Genomic DNA, 18,811 nt, shown 5'->3' on the forward strand with positions numbered 1-18,811 from the left:
CCCGTTCGGCGGCCGTGAGAGCCCTTCGCCCCTTGCGTCCCGCCTACTCCGTGGGCTCCACGCCGGCGTGCAGCAGGCCGTAGGTGTACGCGTCCTCCAGGGCCTGCCAGGAGGCGGCGATCACGTTCGGGGCCACGCCCACCGTGGACCACTCGCGGTTGCCGTCGCTGGTGGAGATCAGCACCCGGGTCGTGGACTCGGTGCCGTGCTTGCCCTCCAGGATGCGGACCTTGTAGTCGAGCAGCTCGAATTTGGCGAGCTGCGGGTAGAAGGGCTCCAGGGCCACCCGCAGGGCGTTGTCCAGGGCGTTCACCGGGCCGTTGCCCTCGCCGGTGGCCAGGATCCGCTCGCCCTTGGCCCACAGCTTCACCGTGGCCTCGTTGGCGTGGGTGCCGTCGGGGCGGTCCTCGGTGATGGCGCGCCAGGACTCGACGCGGAAGTAGCGGCGGGCCCGGCCCTCGGCCTCGGCGCGCAGCAGCAGCTCGAAGGAGGCGTCGGCGGCCTCGTAGGTGTAACCGGCCAGCTCGCGTTCCTTGACCCGTTCCACCACCCGTCCGACCAGGAGGCGGTCCTCGCCGAGGTCCACGCCCAGCTCGCGTCCCTTGAGCTCGATCGAGGCCCGGCCGGCCATGTCGGAGACCAGCATCCGCATGGTGTTGCCGACCCGCTCGGGGTCGATGTGCTGGTAGAGGTCGGGGTCCACCTTGATCGCGGAGGCGTGCAGCCCGGCCTTGTGGGCGAAGGCGGACACGCCCACGTAGGGCTGGTGGGTGGCGGGGGCGAGGTTGACCACCTCGGCGATGGCGTGCGAGATGCGGGTCATCTCGGTCAGCGTGCCGGGGGGCAGCACCCGGCGGTCGTACTTCAGCTCCAGGGCCGCGACCACGGGGAAGAGGTTGGCGTTGCCGACCCGCTCGCCGTAGCCGTTGGCGGTGCACTGCACGTGGGTGGCGCCGGCGTCGACCGCGGCCAGGGTGTTGGCGACCGCGCAGCCGGTGTCGTCCTGGGCGTGGATGCCGATCCGGGCGCCGGTGTCGGCGAGGACGGTGGCCACGACGGCCCCGATCTGGGCCGGCAGCATGCCGCCGTTGGTGTCGCAGAGCACGACCACGTCGGCGCCGGCCTCGTGGGCGGTGCGCACCACGGACTTGGCGTACTCGGGGTTGGCGCGGTAGCCGTCGAAGAAGTGCTCGCAGTCCACGAACACCCGGCGGCCCTGGGCGACGAGGTGGGAGACGGTGTCGCGGACCATCTCCAGGTTCTCTTCGAGGGTGGTGCGCAGGGCGAGTTCGACGTGCCGGTCGTGGGACTTGGCGACCAGGGTGATGACGGGGGCGCCGGATTCGAGGAGGGCGCGGACCTGCGGGTCCTCGGCGGCGGTGGCGCCGGGGCGGCGGGTGGCGCCGAAGGCCACGAGGCGGGCGTGCCGGAACTCGATCTCGGTCGTGGCGCGGGAGAAGAACTCGGTGTCACGGGGGTTGGCGCCGGGCCAGCCGCCCTCGATGAACCCGACGCCGAACTCGTCGAGCCGGCGGGCGATGGTCAGCTTGTCGGCGACCGTGAGGTTGATGCCTTCGCGCTGCGCGCCGTCGCGCAGTGTGGTGTCGAAGACGTGGAAGCTGTCGTCGGGGACCTCGGTCGTCGTCATGCTGATCTGGCTCCTGTCGGATGAGTGGGTCCGAGAGTTCCGGGTTCCACTTGCTCCATCATCGCGCGCCCTGCGGTCCCGGTCGGTGGCGGGCCCGAAAACGAAAAAACCCCTCGCGGGTGCGAGAGGTCTGCGCGCGGGTCTGGGGCACGGTGCCCGTGATCCCGTGGATCACCACGGGTCAACGGTCATCGCGGACCGGCGCGCCGCCGCCGATAATCACGGTCTGAGCGAACACGTCGGCAGTCTGTCACATCCCCTCCGGCGGCGGACACGCGTCCCAGGATGCGGACGCGGGCGCCGGTCGGGTCCGGCTCAGGGGCGGGTCAGGGGCCGATCGCCTCGGTGAGGTACTCGTTCGCGTGGGCGAGGATGTCGGCGCGGTCGACACCGGGCAGGCCGACGGCGAGCTGGATGGAGAAGCCGTCGAGCAGGGCCCGCAGTCGGGCGGCGATCCGGTCGCTGTCCCCGGCCCGCAGTTCGCCGCGGGAGGCACCCTCGGCGAGGAGGGCGACGAGGTCGCGGTGCCAGGCGCCCTCGATGGCGCTCTGGCGGGCGCGTTCGGCGGGGCCGGCGTCCTGGCAGCGGTTCCAGACCTCCAGCCACAGGCTCCAGTGCGGGTCCCGGGGGGCGGTGGGCACGTAGAGGTCCACGTAGGCGCGGATCCGGTCGACCGCGGGGCCGGGGCGCGAGAGCAGGGCGCGGCGGCGTTCGCCGAGGGACGCCTCGCTCCATTCGAGGGTCTGCAGGAGCAGTTCGTCCTTGCTGCGGAAGTAGTAGAGGAGGTGGCCGCTGCTCATGCCGACCTCGCGGCCGAGGCCGGCCATGGTGAGGCCGTCCAGGCCGCGTTCGGCGATGGTGGCCATGGCGGCGGCGAGCACGTCGGCGCGGGGTGGGGCGTTGCGCCGGGCCGCCCGGGCCCTGGGGGTGGTCTCGGGGTGCGCGTCCGTGCCGCCCGCAGCCATGGTCGCTCCTGTGTCGTGTGGGGTGGGGTCGGGGCGTGCGGGCCCCGTGCCCTCACACCTTCGGCTGCTGCTGCGTGATGCAGTGGATGCCGCCGCCCCCGGCGAAAATCGTACGTGCGTCGACGAGGGTCACGGTGCGCTCCGGGAAGAGCCGGCGGAAGATCTCGGCGGCCTCGGCGTCGCGGGGGTCGTCGAAGGAACAGAGGATGACGCCGTCGTTGCACAGGTAGTGGTTGATGTAGGACCAGTCCACCCATTCCCCGTCCTCTTGGAGGACGGTCGGGGCGGGGACCTCGACGACCTCCAGGCGGCGGCCCCGGGCGTCGGTCTCGGAGCGCAGCAGGTCGGCGATGAGCTTGCCGCGTTCGTGGTCGGGGTGGGCGGGGTCGGGCTGGGAGTGGACGAGGACGACGCCGGGGCGGGCGAAGGCGGCCACGATGTCCACGTGTCCCTGGGTGCCGTAGGTGCCGTAGTCGCCGACGAGGCCGTAGGGCAGCCAGATGGCCTTGGTGGTGCCGAGGTGGGCGTGGATCTCGGCCTCGACCTCGGCGCGGGTGCGGCCGGGGTTGCGACCGGCGCCGAGTTGCACGGTGTCGGTGAGGAGGACGGTGCCCTCGCCGTCCACGTGGATGGCGCCGCCCTCGTTGACGAGGGGGGTGGAGTAGGTGGGGGTGCCGAGGAGGTCGGAGACGTGCCGGGCGATGTGGGCGTCGTGCTCCCAGCGGGCCCAGTCCTGGGCGCCCCAGCCGTTGAAGGTCCAGTCGACGGCGGCGAGCCGGCCGGCGCCGTCGGTGACGAAGGTGGGGCCGATGTCGCGCATCCAGGCGTCGTCGAGGGGGCGTTCGACGATCTCGACCTCGGGGCCGACGAGGGCGCGGGCGCCGTCGGCGTCTCCGGGGGCCACGACGAGGGTGACGGGTTCGTGAGCGCGGACGGCGCGGGCCACGGCGGCCCAGGCGGCGCGGGCCCCGGCGAGTTCGTCCTCGTCGGTGAAGGTGGGGTTGGGGCTGGGCCAGGCCATCCAGGTGCGCTCGTGCGGGGCCCACTCGGGGGGCATCCGGTAGCCGTCGGCGGCGGGGGTGGCGCGGGGTGCGGGGTGCGGGCTCATGGCGGGTGCGGGTCCTTGGCGGGAGGGCGGACGGGCGAGGTTTAGAACACCACTCTAACTTGCCGGTGCGCACGGGACCAAGGGTGCGGGCGGAGCATGTGCCGCGTCGCATCGAGCGACGCTCGAACTCGGTGGGACCTGACGGATCACGCCCGGCGGTCAACCCGCGGGCCCTGCGCGGCGTCCTTCCCCGTGACCGGGCACGGCCCGGGACCGGACGAGGAACGAGGGGGCAGTGTCGTGGAGGAACTGGCGTACGTGGCGGGCAAGGCGCTCCGGGGGCTGGGCACCCTGCTGGGCATGGGCGGGGACGTGGCGGTGGAGTACGCGGTGGAGCGGCGCATCGAGTCCCAGCGCGACAAGGACAGGGCCCGGGACGAGGGCGAGGGCGGCGCGGACGGCGCGGCGCGCGCCTGATCCGCCCGCCCGATCCGCGCCCGCCCCGGGTCCGGACGCCACGAGGCCCCCGCCGCGACCGCGATCGGTCGTGACGGGGGCCTCGTGCGCGTGCGCCGGTCGGCGCGGTCCGGCTCAGCCGCCGAGCGGGTGCATCCAGCCGTGCGTGTCGGCCGCGTGGCCGGTCTGGAGCTCCAGGAGGGCCTTGCGGAGCTTCATGGTGACGGGGCCGGGCTCGCCGTCGCCCTGCACCCATGCCTGCCGGGTGGACTTGACCGAGCCGACGGGGGTGATCACGGCGGCGGTGCCGCAGGCGAAGACCTCGGTGAGGGTGCCGTTCTCGTTGTCGCGGGCCCAGTCCTCGACCGTGATGCGGCCCTCCTCGGCGGTGTGGCCGAGGTCGCGGGCGATGGTGAGGAGGGAGTCGCGGGTGATGCCGGGCAGCAGGGAGCCGGTGAGCTCGGGGGTGACGATGCGGTCCCCGTACACGAAGTACAGGTTCATGCCGCCCATCTCCTCGATCCAGCGGTGCTCGACGGCGTCCAGCCACACCACCTGGTCGCAGCCGTGCGAGGCGGCCTGCGCCTGGGCCACGAGGGAGGCCGCGTAGTTGCCGCCGGTCTTGGCGGCGCCGGTGCCGCCCTTGGCGGCGCGCACGTACTCCTCGGAGAGCCAGACCGAGACGGGCTTGACCCCGCCGGGGAAGTAGGCGCCGGCGGGCGAGGCGATCACGATGAACGTGAACTCGTTGGCCGGGCGGACCCCGAGGCCGACCTCGGAGGCGAACATGAACGGGCGCAGGTACAGGCTGGCCTCGCCGGAGCTGGGCACCCACGCCCGGTCCTGGGTGACCAGCGCGTCGCAGGCGGCGACGAACAGGTCGGTGGGCAGCTCGGGCATGGCCATGCGCCGGGCCGAGGCGTTGAAGCGCTCGGCGTTGGCGAACGGGCGGAAGGTGGCCACGGAGCCGTCGGGCTGCCGGTACGCCTTGAGGCCCTCGAAGATGGTCTGCGCGTAGTGCAGGGTCATGTTCGCCGGGTCGATCGACAGCGGGGCGTACGGCACCAGCTCGGCGTCGTGCCAGCCGCGGCCCTCGGTCCACTTGACCGTGACCATGTGGTCGGTGAAGTGGCGGCCGAACCCGGGGTTGGCCAGGATCGTCTCGCGCTCCGCTTCGGACAGCGGGTGGGAGGAGGGCTTGAGTTCGATCGTGGGCGTCGTCATGAGTGCTTGTCCTTCACCGGTTGTGTAATGGCGGACCGCGCTCATTGCGTACCCCGTACGGAAGTACCAGGACGTCCGAACTTCCCCGTATTCCGCGGCCTCGCGTTCGATTATCGCGCGTGGGGTGGCCGGACAGAAACGGGGCGTCGGCGATTGCGGCCCACGGGCATGGTGGCACCCGGGGCCGTGCCGGAACAGCCGCCCGGGACCCGAGGTCCCGGACGGCCGTCGCCGTCGTGCCGTGCGGCTGCCGTCAGCCGGCCACCCGGGCGGCGATCGCGTCGCCGATCAGGTCCGTGCTGCGGAAGGTGCCGTCGCGCTCGGCCAGGTCGGCGCTGACGGCGTCCTCGATGCGGGCGGCCTCGGACTCGTGGCCCAGGTGCCGCAGGAGGAGGGCGACGGAGAGGATCGTCGCCGTGGGGTCGGCCTTGCCGGTGCCCGCGATGTCCGGGGCCGAGCCGTGGACGGGCTCGAACATGGACGGGAAGGCGCCGGTGGGGTTGATGTTCCCGGAGGCCGCCAGGCCGATTCCGCCGGTGACGGCGGCGGCGAGGTCGGTGAGGATGTCACCGAAGAGGTTGTCGGTGACGATCACGTCGAAGCGCTCGGGCTGCGTGACGAAGAAGATCGTCGCCGCGTCCACGTGCAGGTAGTCCGTGCTCACCTCGGGGTACTCGGCGGCGACGGCGTCGAAGATCCGCTTCCACATGCCGCCGGCGAACACCAGGACGTTGTTCTTGTGGACCAGCGTCAGCTTCTTGCGGGGGCGGGCCGCGGCGCGGGCGAAGGCGTCGCGCACCACGCGCTCCACGCCGTACGCCGTGTTCACGCTGACCTCGGTGGCCACCTCGGCCGGGGTGCCGACGCGCAGCGCGCCGCCGTTGCCGGTGTAGGGGCCCTCGGTGCCCTCGCGGACCACGACGAAGTCGATCTCCGGGGCGCCGGCCAGCGGGGTGGCGGTGTTCGGGAACAGCTTCGAGGGCCGCAGGTTGATGAAGTGGTCGAAGGCGAACCGCAGCTTGAGCAGCAGGCCCCGCTCGAGGACGCCGGACGGGACCGAGGGGTCGCCGATCGCGCCGAGGAGGATGGCGTCGTGGCCCTTGAGGGCCGCCAGCTCCGCGTCCGGCAGGGTCTCGCCGGTGCGGTGCCAGCGCTTGGCGCCGAGGTCGTACTCCTTGGTCTCCAGCTTCACATCCTGGGGCAGGACGGCGGCGAGGACCTTGAGGCCCTGAGCCACGACTTCCTGTCCGATGCCATCACCGGGGATCACTGCGAGATTGATGCTGGTCGACATGGCTGAACCCTACTCCTCGTCCCACCCTTCGGGCTTCCGGCGTCCATGATGTGGACACGGGCGGAGCCTCGGCGCCGGTCCGGCCGAACCCGAAGCGGAACGTGTCCGCGGGGACGACCCGGGGCCCGGGGATGTCCGGGCGGCGCGGGGCGGGGTGGGGCGGGGACGGGGGATCCGAGGTCAGTGGCCGGTGGAGCCGCCGTTGTCCCGGCGGTCGAGGGCGCGTTGCAGGGCGGCCGCGGCGTTCTTGCGGTCGGCCTCGGCGGAAGCGGAACGGCGGGTGCGACGACGTGCGGGGGAGGTGGTGTGCATGGTGATCGACTCCTTGAGATCACGGCGCGAGCGGGCACGGGCCCGTCGCGGATGAGGGGTTCCTTCAAGGCGCCGGAAGGGGCGGGGAGCGGTGTGCCGCAGGGGTTGCCTGCCGGGGCACGGGCTCTCGTCCGCCGTTCGCCGGATCGGCGAGTCGTTCGGCTCATACAAAGCTAGACCGCTTCGGGCTGTATGTCTCCGAAATTACTCGGACTTCCTACTATCTGAGACGCCGAACCCCTCGAAAGGCCCTCCCCCGCGACTCCCCGCGACCGCCGACGGGCCCATTGGTCCGAATCCGCACCAAAAAACGGCCGGCCGGAGCGTTCCCGACCCGTTCCCGCGCGCCGCGCGCTCCCCCGCCCGACCTGCGACAGCGTCACCCGGAACGTCCCGCGACCGTGCCGGACCGGCGCGCGGAACCCGCGCTCCGGATGTTCACCGTTTCCTTACCGCACGGCCGTGGACCTTTGCGGGCCGGACGAGGAGTCTGTCCGCCGACGTGCCGACCGGGCACCGGAGCGGAGAGCGAGCGGTCAGTGACACCGATCAGTCGAAGAGGATTCGTGGGCGGCGTGGGAGCGGGCCTGGCGGCCGGCGCGGGACTGACCGAACGGGCGAGCGCGGCCGGCGCCCGCCCCGCCGTCCTCTCCGCCGCGGCCCGAGCCGCCCGCGGGGACATCACCGACGTGCGGCACGTGGTGGTCCTCATGCAGGAGAACCGCAGCTTCGACCACTACTTCGGCCGGCTGAAGGGCGTGCGCGGCTTCGGCGACCGGGCCGCCGGCAACATCCCCGGCGGCTGGAGCACCTTCCAGCAGCCGAACTGGGGCGGCCGGCAGTACCCGTGGAAACTCTCCGCGACCCCGCCCGCCGGCGGGGTGGACGGCGAGACCCTCGCCCAGTGCACCGGCGACCTCCCGCACAGCTGGACCTCCCAGCACTCCGCCTGGAACCAGGGCCGGATGGACAACTGGGTCACCGGGGTCGGCAACACCCGCACCCTCGGCCACCTCGACCGCTCCGACATCCCCTTCCACTACGCCCTCGCCGACCACTACACGATCTGCGACGCCTACTTCTGCTCCACCCTGAGCGCCACCGGCCCCAACCGCACCTTCCTGTGGAGCGGCAAGGTCGACGCCGGCAGCAAGGACGGCGGCGAGGAGTCCGGACTGACCTGGGAGACCTACGCCGAGGCCCTCCAACGCGCCGGGGTGAGCTGGAAGGTCTACCAGAACGCCCAGGACAACTACGGGGACAACGGGCTGGCCTACTTCAAGCGGTTCACCGACGCCGGACCCGGCGACCCGCTGTGGGACCGGGGCATGGCCTCCGTGCCCCGGGTCACCGGCTCCACCCCCGACGACATCGCCGCCGCCATCCGCGCCGACGTCCTCGCCGGCACCCTCCCCCAGGTCTCCTGGGTGGTGGCGAGCGAGGCGTTCTCCGAGCACCCCTACGCCCCGCCCGGGGACGGCGCCCACTTCGTGGACCTGGTGTACCGGGCGCTGGCCGCCGACCCCGAGGTCTTCGACTCCACCGTCCTGTTCCTGAACTACGACGAGAACGACGGCTTCTTCGACCACGTCGCCCCGCCCGTGGCCCCGCCGGGCACCCCCGGCGAGTACCTGGACGGGGTCCCGATCGGGCTCGGCTTCCGCGTGCCCATGCTCGTGATGTCCCCGTGGACCCGGGGCGGCTGGGTGAGCTCCGAGGTCTTCGACCACACCTCCGTGCTGCGCTTCATGGAGACCTGGACGGCCGCGCTCGGCACCCCGGCCGCCTGCCCGAACATCAGCGACTGGCGGCGCCGCGTGGTCGGCGACCTCACCGGCTGCTTCGACTTCGCCCGACCCGTGTACGGGGTGCCCGCCGGCCTGCCCGGCACCGCCAAGGTGATCGGCCAGTCCACCTGCGCCCCGCTGCCCAACCCGGCCCCGCAGAACAACGCCCTGCCCGCGCAGGAGCCCGGCACCCGGCCCGCCCGCGCCCTGCCCTACCAGCCCACCGGCGACCTCGACCGGCTGGAGTTCGGCTCCGGCGGCAAGATCCTGGCCTGGTTCTCCATGGGCAACACCGGCGAGCAGGCCCGCCGCCCCGCCCACTTCTCCCTCCACCCGCACCAGTACCGGGCCACGAACGCCTGGGAGTACACCGTCGAGCCCGGCGCCACCGCCTCCGACTTCCTCAACATCGGCCTCGGCAACGGCTCCGGGAAGTACGACATATCCCTGTACGGCCCCAACCGCTTCCTGCGCCGCTTCCTCGGCGACGCCTCGAAGGCCGGCAAGGACGTCGAGGTGGCCGGGCGCTACGCGGTGGAGCCCGGCACCGGCAAGCTCGCGCTGTGGCTGAAGCTCGTCAACCGCTCCGCGCGCGCCGTCACCTTCACCGTCCGCCCCAACGCCTACCGCACCGACGGCCCCTGGACCTACACCGTGCCCGCCGGCGGGACCCGGGAGGACTTCTTCAACGCCGTCGCCTACTCCGACGGCTGGTACGACATGACCGTCCTCGCCGACATCGACGGCACCTGGTCGCGCCGCTACACCGGCCACATCGAGACCGGCGCCCCCAGCGTCTCCGGCTGACGGGCGCGGACGCACGGCTGACGGGCGCGCCGCTAGAGCACGTCCCCGTCCCGCCAGTCGAAGCTCAGCCGACCGACCGGACCCGGCCGGAACGTCCCGGCCGGGGCCCACACCCACGTGGAACCCTCCTCCTCGGGCAGCCGCTCCGGCCCGCGCGGCCCGAGCACCCCCACCTCGCCCGGCCACACCCACCAACCGCGCGCCGCGTACAGCCCGGCGCCCGCCGCCGAGGCCGACAGCGCCCCCAGCTCGTACCCGCCGTCCACCACCCGCTCCAGCCGGCCCATCACCCGTCCGCCCCAGCCCAACCGGCGCCGGTCCGCCCGTACCGCCACCGCCTCCACGTACCCGACCCGCAGCGCCCGCTCCCCCAGCGAGGCCCGCCGCTGCACCACCGAGCCGTGCGCCACCAGGGCCCCGTCCGCGCCCTCTCGGGCCAGCACGTGCAGCCCGCCGAGGCAGTGCTCGAAGTCCTCGTCGGAGAACCGGCCGGCGAAGGCCCCGTCGAGGAACTCCCGCAGTTCGGCCCGCTCCCAGGCGGTCAACTCCGCCGTGTGCGCCACGCGCACGCCCATCCCGCACCCCTCTTCTCCGCGCTTTCGGATACCGAACGATCTTCGGCCGGAATTCGCTCCCGCTGTCCGCGACGGGGCCGGCACCGCGCGCCGTGCCCCGGGCAGAATCTGCCCATGTCACCCGAGACCACACAGTGGATCCCCACCCACGGCGACCCCTACCGGGGCGTGCCGTACCGGCCCGACCGCGTGCCCGCCGAGGAGTCCCTGGCGCGCGCCGCCGAGCTGCGCGCCCGCATGGACGCCCGCCGCACCGTGCGCGCCTTCTCCCCCGACCCGGTGCCGGAGCAGGCGGTGCGGGACGCGATAGCGTGCGCGGCCACCGCCCCCTCGGGCGCCCACCAGCAGCCGTGGACCTTCGTGCTGGTCCGCGACCCCGAGGTGCGGGCCCGGATCCGGGAGGCGGCCGAGGAGGAGGAGCGGCTGTCCTACGACGGGCGGCTGGGCGAGGAGTGGCTGGCGGCCCTGCGCCCGCTGGGCACGGACGCGGTCAAGACCCACCTGACCGACGCGCCGGCCCTGGTGGTGGTCTTCCAGCAGCGGTACTGGCTCGGCCCGGACGGCGCCAAGCGCAAGCACTACTACGTGGACGAGTCGGTGGGCATCGCCGTCGGCATGCTGCTCTCCGCCCTGCACCTGTCCGGGCTCGCGGCCCTCGTGCACACCCCGAGCCCGATGCGCTTCCTCGGCGAGGTGCTGGGGCGGCCGGAGAACGAGAAGGCGTTCGCGGTGATCCCGGTCGGGTACCCGGCGGCCGACTGCGAGGTGCCGGACCTGGTGCGCAAGTCCCTGGACCAGGTCCTCGTGGAGGTCTGACGGCCGGAAAAAGGGGACCGCCCCCGCTCCGGACTTGGGGGTACCGGAGCGGGGGCGGGGTGCGCGGGGCGGGTGCGGCCGGGCCGTGCGGGGCGGTACGCCGCGCGGCCCGGTCGACCTCAGCCCTGGTGCGGGTAGGTGTAGTCGGTCGGCGGGACCAGGGTCTCCTTGATGGAGCGGGTGGAGGTCCAGCGCAGCAGGTTGGAGGCCGCGCCCGCCTTGTCGTTGGTGCCCGAGGCCCGGCCGCCGCCGAAGGGCTGCTGGCCGACGACGGCGCCCGTGGACTTGTCGTTGATGTAGAAGTTGCCCGCGGCGAACCGCAGCTTCTCCATCGCGTCGGCCGCGGCGTAGCGGTCGGCGGCGATGATCGAGCCGGTCAGGGCGTAGGCCGAGACGGACTCCATCTGGGCGAGCATGGCCTCGTAGTCGGCGTCGTCGTAGACGTACACGGCGAGGATCGGGCCGAAGTACTCGGTGGTGAAGACCTCGTTGGTCGGGTCGGTGCACTCGATGACGGTGGGGCGCACGAAGTACCCCTCCGAGTCGTCGTAGGTGCCACCCGCGACGATGGTGCAGGTCGGGTCGGCGGCGGCACGGTCGATGGCGGCCTTGTTCTTGGCGAAGGACCGCTCGTCGATGACGGCGCCGATGAAGTTCGACAGGTCGGTGACCGGGCCCATGGTGATGGAGTCGACCTCGGCCGCGAACCGCTCCTTGAACCCGTCGTTCCAGATGGAGGCCGGGACGTAGGCGCGCGAGGAGGCCGAGCACTTCTGGCCCTGGAACTCGAAGGAGCCGCGGGTCAGGGCGGTCTTGAGGATCGCGTGGTCGGCCGAGGGGTGGGCGACGACGAAGTCCTTGCCGCCGGTCTCGCCGACCAGGCGGGGGTAGGAGCGGTACTTCTCGATGTTGTTGCCGACCGTCTTCCACAGGTACTGGAAGGTCTTGGTCGAGCCGGTGAAGTGGATGCCGGCCAGCTCGGGGTGGTTCAGGGCCACCTCGGAGACGGCGATGCCGTCGCCGGTCACCAGGTTGATGACGCCCTTGGGCAGCCCGGCCTCCTCCAGCAGCTCCATCAGCAGCACGGCCGAGTGGGTCTGGGTCGGGGAGGGCTTCCAGACCACCACGTTGCCCATGAGGGCGGGGGCGGTGGGCAGGTTGCCCGCGATGGCCGTGAAGTTGAACGGCGTGATCGCGTAGACGAAGCCCTCCAGCGGGCGGTGGTCGCTGCGGTTCCACACGCCGGCGGAGTTCGCGGCGGGCTGCTCGGCGAGGATCTGCCGGGCGAAGTGCACGTTGAAGCGCCAGAAGTCGATCAGCTCGCAGGGCGTGTCGATCTCGGCCTGCTGGGCCGTCTTGGACTGGCCGAGCATGGTGGACGCGGCCAGCTTCTCGCGCCAGGGGCCGGCCAGCAGCTCGGCGGCGCGCAGGATGATCGCGGCGCGGTCGTCGAAGGCCATGGAGCGCCACGCGGGGGCGGCGGCCAGGGCGGCCTCGACGGCCTCGCGGGCGTCGTCCTCGGTGGCGTTGGCGTAGGTGCCGAGCACCCGGGCGTGGGCGTGCGGCTGCACGACGTCGAAGCGCTCGCCGCCGCCCATGCGCTTGGCGCCGCCGATGGTCATCGGCAGCTCGATCGGGTTCTCGGCGAGCAGCTTGAGCTGCTCCTCCAGGCGGGCGCGCTCCGGGCTGCCGGGGGCGTAGGAGTGGACCGGCTCGTTGACCGGCGTGGGGACCTGGGTCACTGCGTCCATGGGGTGTGGACTCCCTAGTTCTTGGTGATCATCGAGCGGAGGAAGAAGAGGAGGTTCGCGGGCTTCTCCGCGAGGCGGCGCATGAAGTACCCGTACCAGTCGGTGCCGTACGCGGTGTAGACGCGCATCCGGTGGCCCTCGGCGGCCAGTCGCAGGTGTTCGTCGCCGCGGATGCCGTAGAGCATCTGGAACTCGTACTCGTCGAGCTTGCGGCCGGCCTCCCGGGCCAGCTCCTGGGCGATCGCGATCAGACGCGGGTCGTGGGAGCCGATCATCGGGTAGCCCTCGCCGCGCATGAGGGTCTTCATGATCCGGACGTATGCCTTGTCGATCTCGGCCTTGTCCTGGTAGGCGACCTCGGCGGGCTCCTTGTAGGCGCCCTTGACGATCCGGACCCGGCTGCCGGCGGCGGCCAGTCGACGGGCGTCGGCCTCGGTGCGGAACAGGTACGCCTGGATCACGCAGCCGGTCCGCGGGAAGTCCCGGCGCAGTTCCTCGTGGATGGCGAACATCGAGTCGAGGGTGGTGTGGTCCTCGGCGTCGAGGGTGACGGTGGTGCCGATCGCGGCGGCGGCCTCGACCACCGGGCGCACGTTGGCCAGCGCCAGCTCGTGGCCGCCGTCCAGGGCCTGGCCGAACATGGAGAGCTTGACCGACATCTCGGCCTTCTCGCCCAGACCCAGGTCCTTCAGGCGCTCGATCAGTTCGAGGTAGGCGTCGCGCGCCGCGTGGGACTGCTCGACGGTGGTGATGTCCTCACCGACCACGTCGAGGGTGATCTCCAGGCCCTTGTCCGCCAGGTCGGTGACGATCGGGACGACCTGATCGACGGTCTCGCCGGGGATGAAGCGGTCCACCACCGGTTTGGTGACGGGGGCGGCGGAGACGATGCGGCGCATCTTCCCGCTGCGCGAGGCGGCGAGGATCACGGGACCCAGCACGGGTACCTCCAACGGATGGCAGAGAGGGCGGTACGGACCGTGGGGGAACGGGCCGCCCGGTATACGCGGAACGCAAGTAAAACCACCGTGAAATCTATGAATCGGCACGATCCTCGACCATCTACAACTGTCACGCATCCGCGCCCCGGTTCTCATACAGATGTATGAGGGCGGGGTGTCGGGGTGGGAGAATGCCACAGTGAAGGGCGATTACCAGGAGCTGGTGGACGAGATCTCGGCGCTGCTCGGCGCCCCGGCGACGCTGGAGAACCGGGACTTCCGTCTGATCGCCTTCGGCGCGCACGACAGCGACGACGACCTCGCGATGGACCCCGTGCGGACCCGGTCGATCCTGACCCGGCAGTCCACGGCGGCCGTGCGCTCCTGGTTCGAGGGCTTCGGGATCACGCGGGCCACCGGCCCGGTGCGGATCCCGGCGGCGCCGGAGGCCGGGGTGTTCCGGGGGCGGATCTGCCTGCCGGTGCGGCACCGGGGCATCGTGCACGGGTACGTGTGGCTGCTGGACCGGGACGGCCCCCGGGCGACGGACGGGGCGGAGCCGGGGCCGGGGCCCGCCGCGCTGGCGGCGGCGATGGCGGTGGCGGAGCGGATCGGACGGCAGTTGGCGGCCGAGGCCCGGGCCGGTGCCGACCTCTCGCGGGAGCTGGCGGCGGCCCTGACGGCCGCTCCCGGGCCGGCCCGGGAGCGTGCCCTGGCGGCCTTGGCGCGGGCCTTGGGCGAACCGGAGCCCGGGAGCGCGGAGGGGCGGGGCGAGGGCGGGTCCGAGGGCGCGGCGGGTGCTCCGGGGGCGGCGTACGCCCTGGTGTGCGTGGATCCCTGGCAGGGCGAGGCGCCGGCCTCGGTGCCCGGGGCGGTGGCGGTGGCCTCGGTGGCGGTACCGGCGGCCGGGACGCCGGGCGGTCCGGGGCCGACGGGCGGGTTGATGGGCGGCGGGGCGGGGCGGACGGCGCTGGCGGTGCTGGTGCGCCCGCGCGGGACGGAGCTGCCGGCGGCGACGCTGGCGGCGGTGGAACGGGTGCGCGAGGCCGAGCCGGGGCGCACGGCGGGGGTCTCGTACGGCAGGCCGGGACCGGCCTGGCTGCCGGGCACCTGGGAGCAGGCGGTGGCGGCGGCTCGGGCGGCCCGGGCCCGGCCGGGGCTGGGGCCGGTGGCCCGGTGGTCGGCGATCGGCCCGTACCGGATGTTGTCGGTGCTGGCGGCGCGGGGCGGGGAGGATCCGGCGACGCGCGAGCTGCTGGGGCCGGCCCATCCGGAACTGGCCCGGACGGCGGAGGTCTTCCTGGACTGCGCGGGGCAGGCGGGGCGGGCGGCGGCGGCCCTCGGCATCCACCGGCAGACCCTGTACTACCGGCTGGAGCGGGTGGAGCGGTTGACGGGCCTGGACCTCGACGAGGGCGAGGACCGGCTGCTGCTGCACATGGCGATCAAGGCGGCCCGGCTGCGTTGAGCCGGGCGGGCGGTCGTGATCCGTCCGGGCCAGGTGCGGCCGGGCGGGTGAGCGCGGGCGCGCGGCGGGGCGGGCACGGCCGCGGGCCGGGTCCGGCGGGAGTGTCCCCGCCGGGCCCGGCCCGGGGTGTTCTCGTCCGTTCGGGGGTGAGCCCGGATCAGCCGAGGTTGACGGTGCGGGCGGACTCGGCGCCGATCTCCTCGGAGATCTCGGCGAGCACCGTCGCGGGCACGGCCGCGTCGACGGTCAGGACGACGAGGGCCTCGCCGCCCTCCTCGGCGCGGGCCACCTGCATGCCGGCGATGTTCAGGCCGGCCTCGCCGAGGACCCGGCCGACGGTGCCGACGACGCCGGGACGGTCGGTGTAGCGGAGCACGATCATGTGGTCCGCGAGGTTGAGGTCCACGTCGTACTCGTCGATGCCGACGATCTTCTGGAGGTGCTTGGGGCCGGCGAGGGTGCCGGAGACCGCGACCTCCTGGCCGTCGGAGAGGGTGCCGCGCACGGTGACCACGTTGCGGTGGTCGGGCGACTCCGAGCTGGTGGTCAGGCGCACCTCGACCCCGCGCTCCTGCGCGAACAGGGGGGCGTTGACGTAGGAGACGGTCTCGTCGACCACGTCCTCGAACACGCCCTTGAGCGCGGAGAGTTCGAGCACCTTGACGTCGTGCTGGGTGATCTCGCCGCAGACCTCGACGTCGAGGCGGACGGCCACCTCGCCGGCGAGGGCGGTGAAGATGCGGCCGAGCTTCTCGGCGAGCGGGAGGCCGGGGCGCACGTCCTCGGCGATGACCCCGCCCTGGACGTTGACGGCGTCCGGCACGAGTTCGCCGGCGAGCGCTAGGCGCACGGACTTGGCGACGGCGATGCCGGCCTTCTCCTGGGCCTCGTCGGTGGAGGCGCCGAGGTGCGGGGTGCAGACGACCTGGTCGAGCTCGAACAGCGGGGAGTCGACGCAGGGTTCCTTCGCGTACACGTCGAGGCCGGCGCCGGCGACGCGGCCCTCCTTGATCGCGGTGTAGAGGGCGGCCTCGTCCACGATCCCGCCGCGCGCGGCGTTGACGATGCGGACGGAGGGCTTCACGCGGTGCAGGGCCTCGTCCCCGATGAGACCGAGGGTCTCGGGGGTCTTGGGCAGGTGCACGGTGATGAAGTCCGCGACCTCCAACAGCTCGTCGAGGGCGAGCATCTTGACGCCCATCTGGGCGGCGCGCGCGGGCTGCACGTAGGGGTCGTAGGCGACGACCTTCATGCCGAACGCGGACATGCGCTGGGCCACGAGGACACCGATGCGGCCGAGGCCGACGACGCCGAGGACCTTCTCGCTGAGTTCGACGCCGGTGTACTTGTTCCGCTTCCACTCGCCGTTCTTCAGGGCGGTGTTGGCCTGCGGGATGTTGCGGGCCGTGGCGATGAGCAGGCCGCAGGCCAGCTCGGCGGCGGTGACGATGTTGGAGGTCGGCGCGTTGACGACCATCACGCCCGCCTTGGTGGCGGTGGCGACGTCCACGTTGTCGAGGCCGACGCCGGCGCGGGCCACGACCTTCAGCTTCTTGGCCGCGTTGATGGCCTCGGTGTCCACCTTGGTGGCGGAACGGACCAGGATCGCGTCGACGTCCTCGATGGCGGGGAGCAGTTCGGCGCGGTCGGCGCCGTTGCAGTGCCTGATCTCGAAGTCGGGGCCGAGCGCCTCCACGGTGGCGGGCGACAGTTCCTCGGCGATGAGTACGACAGGTTTCGAGCTCACGTGGGTCCTCACAAATCCAGTGCGGACGGCCGTCCCGACGGCCGCAGGCGGTGGAGGGGGTAGCCGCGTGGAAGACGCACGACACTGTGGGCCTGACGCGTATGTGTTGAGCAGTGTAGTGGCGCGGGGCTCCGGGTTTTCCACCTGCCCGGAAGGATCACCCGTCCGGGATTGGACGCGGTGGACAAGGCGCCCCCCGCTCGCCCGTCGCACCGTCCGGTGCCGAGAGCGCGGCGGGGCCGGGACGACACGCGTCCCGGCCCCGCCGCGCGAGGATCAGTTGTCCTCGCTGTCGACCCAGCTCATGAGCTTGCGCAGCTTCTTGCCGGTGGTCTCGAGCAGGTGCTCCTCGTCGGCCTTCTTGTACTCGTTGTACTTGGGCAGACCGGCCTGGTACTCGGCCATCCAGGTCTTGGCGAAGGTGCCGTCCTGGATCTCGGCGAGGACCTTCTTCATCTCGGCCTTGGTGGCGTCGGTGATGACGCGCGGGCCGGTGATGTAGTCGCCCCACTCGGCGGTCTCGGAGACCGACCAGCGCATCTTCTCCAGGCCGCCCTCGTACATGAGGTCGACGATGAGCTTCAGCTCGTGGAGGCACTCGAAGTAGGCGATCTCCGGCTGGTAGCCGGCCTCGGTCAGGGTCTCGAAACCGGCCTTGACCAGGGCGGAGGCGCCACCGCAGAGGACGGCCTGCTCACCGAACAGGTCGGTCTCGGTCTCCTCGGTGAAGGTGGTCTTGATGACGCCGGCGCGGGTGCCGCCGATGCCGGCAGCGTAGGAGAGCGCGAGGGCGAAGGCGGAGCCGGAGGCGTCCTGCTCGACGGCCGCGATGCAGGGGACGCCGCGACCCTCTTCGAACTGACGACGGACGAGGTGGCCCGGGCCCTTCGGGGCGACGAGGGCGACGTCCACGTCGGCCGGCGGGTTGATGAAGCCGTAGCGGATGTTGAAGCCGTGACCGAAGAACAGCGCGTCGCCGGCCTTCAGGTTGTCCTTGATGGACTCCTCGTAGACCTGGGCCTGGATCGGGTCCGGGGTCAGGATCATGATGAGGTCGGCCTCGGCCGCGGCCTCGGCGACGGAGACCACGCGCAGGCCCTGCTCCTCGGCCTTGGCCTTGGACTTGGAGCCCTCCTGGAGGCCGACGCGGACGTCGACACCCGAGTCACGCAGGGACAGCGCGTGGGCGTGGCCCTGGCTGCCGTAGCCGATGACCGCGACCTTGCGGCCCTGGATGATGGACAGGTCGGCGTCGTTCTCGTAGAACAGCTCGGCCACTGGTATCTCCTTGGTGCGCTGGTGTTGCTCCCACCGTACGGCGGGATGCGGAATTCAAGTCTCGGGGTCTCGTCATGTGGGCGGGCCGGCGGGGGCCCGCCGCACACGGGACGAGGGGGATCAGGCGCTGCGGTCCAGGGCCCGCAGGCTGCGGTCCGTGATGGACCGGCCGCCACGCCCTATGGCGATGGTGCCGGACTGGACCAGCTCCTTGATGCCGAAGGGCTCCAGCATCTTGAGCATGGCGGTCAGCTTGTCGGTGCCGCCGGTGGCCTCGATGGTGACGGCCTCCGGGGAGACGTCGACGGTCTTGGCGCGGAACAGCTGTACGATCTCGACGATCTGCGAGCGGGTCTCGTTGTCGGCGCGGACCTTGACGAGGACCAGTTCGCGCTCGATCGCGTGCGAGGGCTCCAGCTCGACGATCTTGAGGACGTTGACCAGCTTGTTGAGCTGCTTGGTCACCTGCTCCAGCGGGAGGTCCTCGACGTTGACGACGATGGTGATCCGGGAGATGTCGGGGTGCTCGGTGACACCGACCGCGAGCGAGTCGATGTTGAACCCGCGACGCGAGAACAGGGCGGCGATCCGGGCGAGGATGCCGGGCGTGTTCTCGACCAGGACCGAGAGCGTGTGCTTGGACATGTCAGTCGTTCTCTCTTGTGGGGCTCGTTGCCGGGCTGCCGGATTGCCT

Annotated in this window: 16 protein-coding genes; 4 read left to right on the forward strand and 12 right to left on the reverse strand. The window is 72.3% G+C overall.

What is annotated here, in order from left to right; genetic code table 11:
- Window positions 1–43 precede the first annotated feature (43 nt).
- From cimA to ACN20G_RS05660, 3 genes are all read right to left on the reverse strand, one after another.
- Window positions 44–1,648 carry a citramalate synthase gene (gene cimA / locus ACN20G_RS05650; protein ID WP_424211611.1) on the reverse strand — a complete coding sequence of 535 codons (1,605 nt, stop codon included), beginning with the start codon at window positions 1,646–1,648 and terminating at the stop codon, window positions 44–46.
- Window positions 1,649–1,974: 326 nt separating this feature from the next.
- Window positions 1,975–2,613, reverse strand: a complete 639-nt coding sequence (locus tag ACN20G_RS05655; RefSeq protein ID WP_424211612.1) for a TetR/AcrR family transcriptional regulator — start codon at window positions 2,611–2,613, stop codon at window positions 1,975–1,977.
- A 52-nt stretch (window positions 2,614–2,665) separates the two neighbouring features.
- On the reverse strand, window positions 2,666–3,721 hold the full coding sequence (locus ACN20G_RS05660) for an agmatine deiminase family protein (RefSeq protein WP_424211613.1): 1,056 nt from the start codon (window positions 3,719–3,721) through the stop codon (window positions 2,666–2,668).
- 240 nt (window positions 3,722–3,961) lie between these two features.
- Between ACN20G_RS05660 and ACN20G_RS05665 the strand changes: the two genes are divergently transcribed.
- Complete coding sequence (locus ACN20G_RS05665) at window positions 3,962–4,138, forward strand: hypothetical protein (RefSeq protein ID WP_424211614.1); 177 nt, start codon at window positions 3,962–3,964, stop codon at window positions 4,136–4,138.
- 114 nt (window positions 4,139–4,252) lie between these two features.
- On the opposite strand, the gene ACN20G_RS05670 is transcribed toward ACN20G_RS05665, so the two are convergent.
- The 3 genes from ACN20G_RS05670 to ACN20G_RS05680 all read right to left on the reverse strand — a co-directional run bounded on the left by ACN20G_RS05670 (window position 4,253) and on the right by ACN20G_RS05680 (window position 6,947).
- Window positions 4,253–5,341 carry a branched-chain amino acid aminotransferase gene (locus tag ACN20G_RS05670; protein ID WP_424211615.1) on the reverse strand — a complete coding sequence of 363 codons (1,089 nt, stop codon included), beginning with the start codon at window positions 5,339–5,341 and terminating at the stop codon, window positions 4,253–4,255.
- Between the two features lie 253 nt (window positions 5,342–5,594).
- Window positions 5,595–6,635 (reverse strand): 3-isopropylmalate dehydrogenase, encoded by a 1,041-nt coding sequence (locus tag ACN20G_RS05675; protein WP_424211616.1) that lies wholly within the window; start codon window positions 6,633–6,635, stop codon window positions 5,595–5,597.
- Window positions 6,636–6,815: 180 nt separating this feature from the next.
- Window positions 6,816–6,947 carry a hypothetical protein gene (locus ACN20G_RS05680; protein ID WP_424211617.1) on the reverse strand — a complete coding sequence of 44 codons (132 nt, stop codon included), beginning with the start codon at window positions 6,945–6,947 and terminating at the stop codon, window positions 6,816–6,818.
- 539 nt (window positions 6,948–7,486) lie between these two features.
- Here ACN20G_RS05680 and ACN20G_RS05685 point away from each other — a divergent pair.
- A complete protein-coding gene (locus ACN20G_RS05685; RefSeq protein ID WP_424211618.1) occupies window positions 7,487–9,541 on the forward strand; it encodes a phosphocholine-specific phospholipase C in 2,055 nt (684 codons plus the stop codon).
- Between the two features lie 32 nt (window positions 9,542–9,573).
- Here ACN20G_RS05685 and ACN20G_RS05690 read toward each other — a convergent pair whose 3' ends face one another.
- A complete protein-coding gene (locus ACN20G_RS05690) occupies window positions 9,574–10,116 on the reverse strand; it encodes a GNAT family N-acetyltransferase (protein ID WP_424211619.1) in 543 nt (180 codons plus the stop codon).
- Between the two features lie 114 nt (window positions 10,117–10,230).
- Here ACN20G_RS05690 and ACN20G_RS05695 point away from each other — a divergent pair, with 114 nt between their 5' ends.
- Complete coding sequence (locus ACN20G_RS05695; RefSeq protein WP_424211620.1) at window positions 10,231–10,932, forward strand: nitroreductase family protein; 702 nt, start codon at window positions 10,231–10,233, stop codon at window positions 10,930–10,932.
- A gap of 119 nt (window positions 10,933–11,051) precedes the next feature.
- On the opposite strand, the gene pruA is transcribed toward ACN20G_RS05695, so the two are convergent.
- The gene (gene pruA, locus ACN20G_RS05700) at window positions 11,052–12,683 is read right to left on the reverse strand and encodes an L-glutamate gamma-semialdehyde dehydrogenase (protein ID WP_424211621.1); all 1,632 of its coding nucleotides are present in this window, start codon (window positions 12,681–12,683) and stop codon (window positions 11,052–11,054) included.
- A gap of 14 nt (window positions 12,684–12,697) precedes the next feature.
- Window positions 12,698–13,624 carry a proline dehydrogenase family protein gene (locus ACN20G_RS05705; RefSeq protein ID WP_424211622.1) on the reverse strand — a complete coding sequence of 309 codons (927 nt, stop codon included), beginning with the start codon at window positions 13,622–13,624 and terminating at the stop codon, window positions 12,698–12,700.
- 199 nt (window positions 13,625–13,823) lie between these two features.
- Here ACN20G_RS05705 and ACN20G_RS05710 point away from each other — a divergent pair, with 199 nt between their 5' ends.
- A complete protein-coding gene (locus tag ACN20G_RS05710; RefSeq protein ID WP_424211623.1) occupies window positions 13,824–15,092 on the forward strand; it encodes a PucR family transcriptional regulator in 1,269 nt (422 codons plus the stop codon).
- A 157-nt stretch (window positions 15,093–15,249) separates the two neighbouring features.
- Here ACN20G_RS05710 and serA read toward each other — a convergent pair whose 3' ends face one another.
- The 3 genes from serA to ilvN form a co-directional block, all read right to left on the reverse strand.
- Window positions 15,250–16,839, reverse strand: coding sequence for a phosphoglycerate dehydrogenase (gene serA, locus ACN20G_RS05715; protein ID WP_424211624.1), 1,590 nt, complete (start codon window positions 16,837–16,839; stop codon window positions 15,250–15,252).
- Between the two features lie 276 nt (window positions 16,840–17,115).
- On the reverse strand, window positions 17,116–18,117 hold the full coding sequence (gene ilvC, locus ACN20G_RS05720; protein ID WP_424211625.1) for a ketol-acid reductoisomerase: 1,002 nt from the start codon (window positions 18,115–18,117) through the stop codon (window positions 17,116–17,118).
- A gap of 120 nt (window positions 18,118–18,237) precedes the next feature.
- On the reverse strand, window positions 18,238–18,762 hold the full coding sequence (ilvN, locus tag ACN20G_RS05725) for an acetolactate synthase small subunit (RefSeq protein WP_424211626.1): 525 nt from the start codon (window positions 18,760–18,762) through the stop codon (window positions 18,238–18,240).
- Window positions 18,763–18,811 lie beyond the last annotated feature (49 nt).

The organism is Streptomyces dryopteridis (assembly GCF_049606955.1).
Lineage (GTDB): Bacteria > Actinomycetota > Actinomycetes > Streptomycetales > Streptomycetaceae > Streptomyces.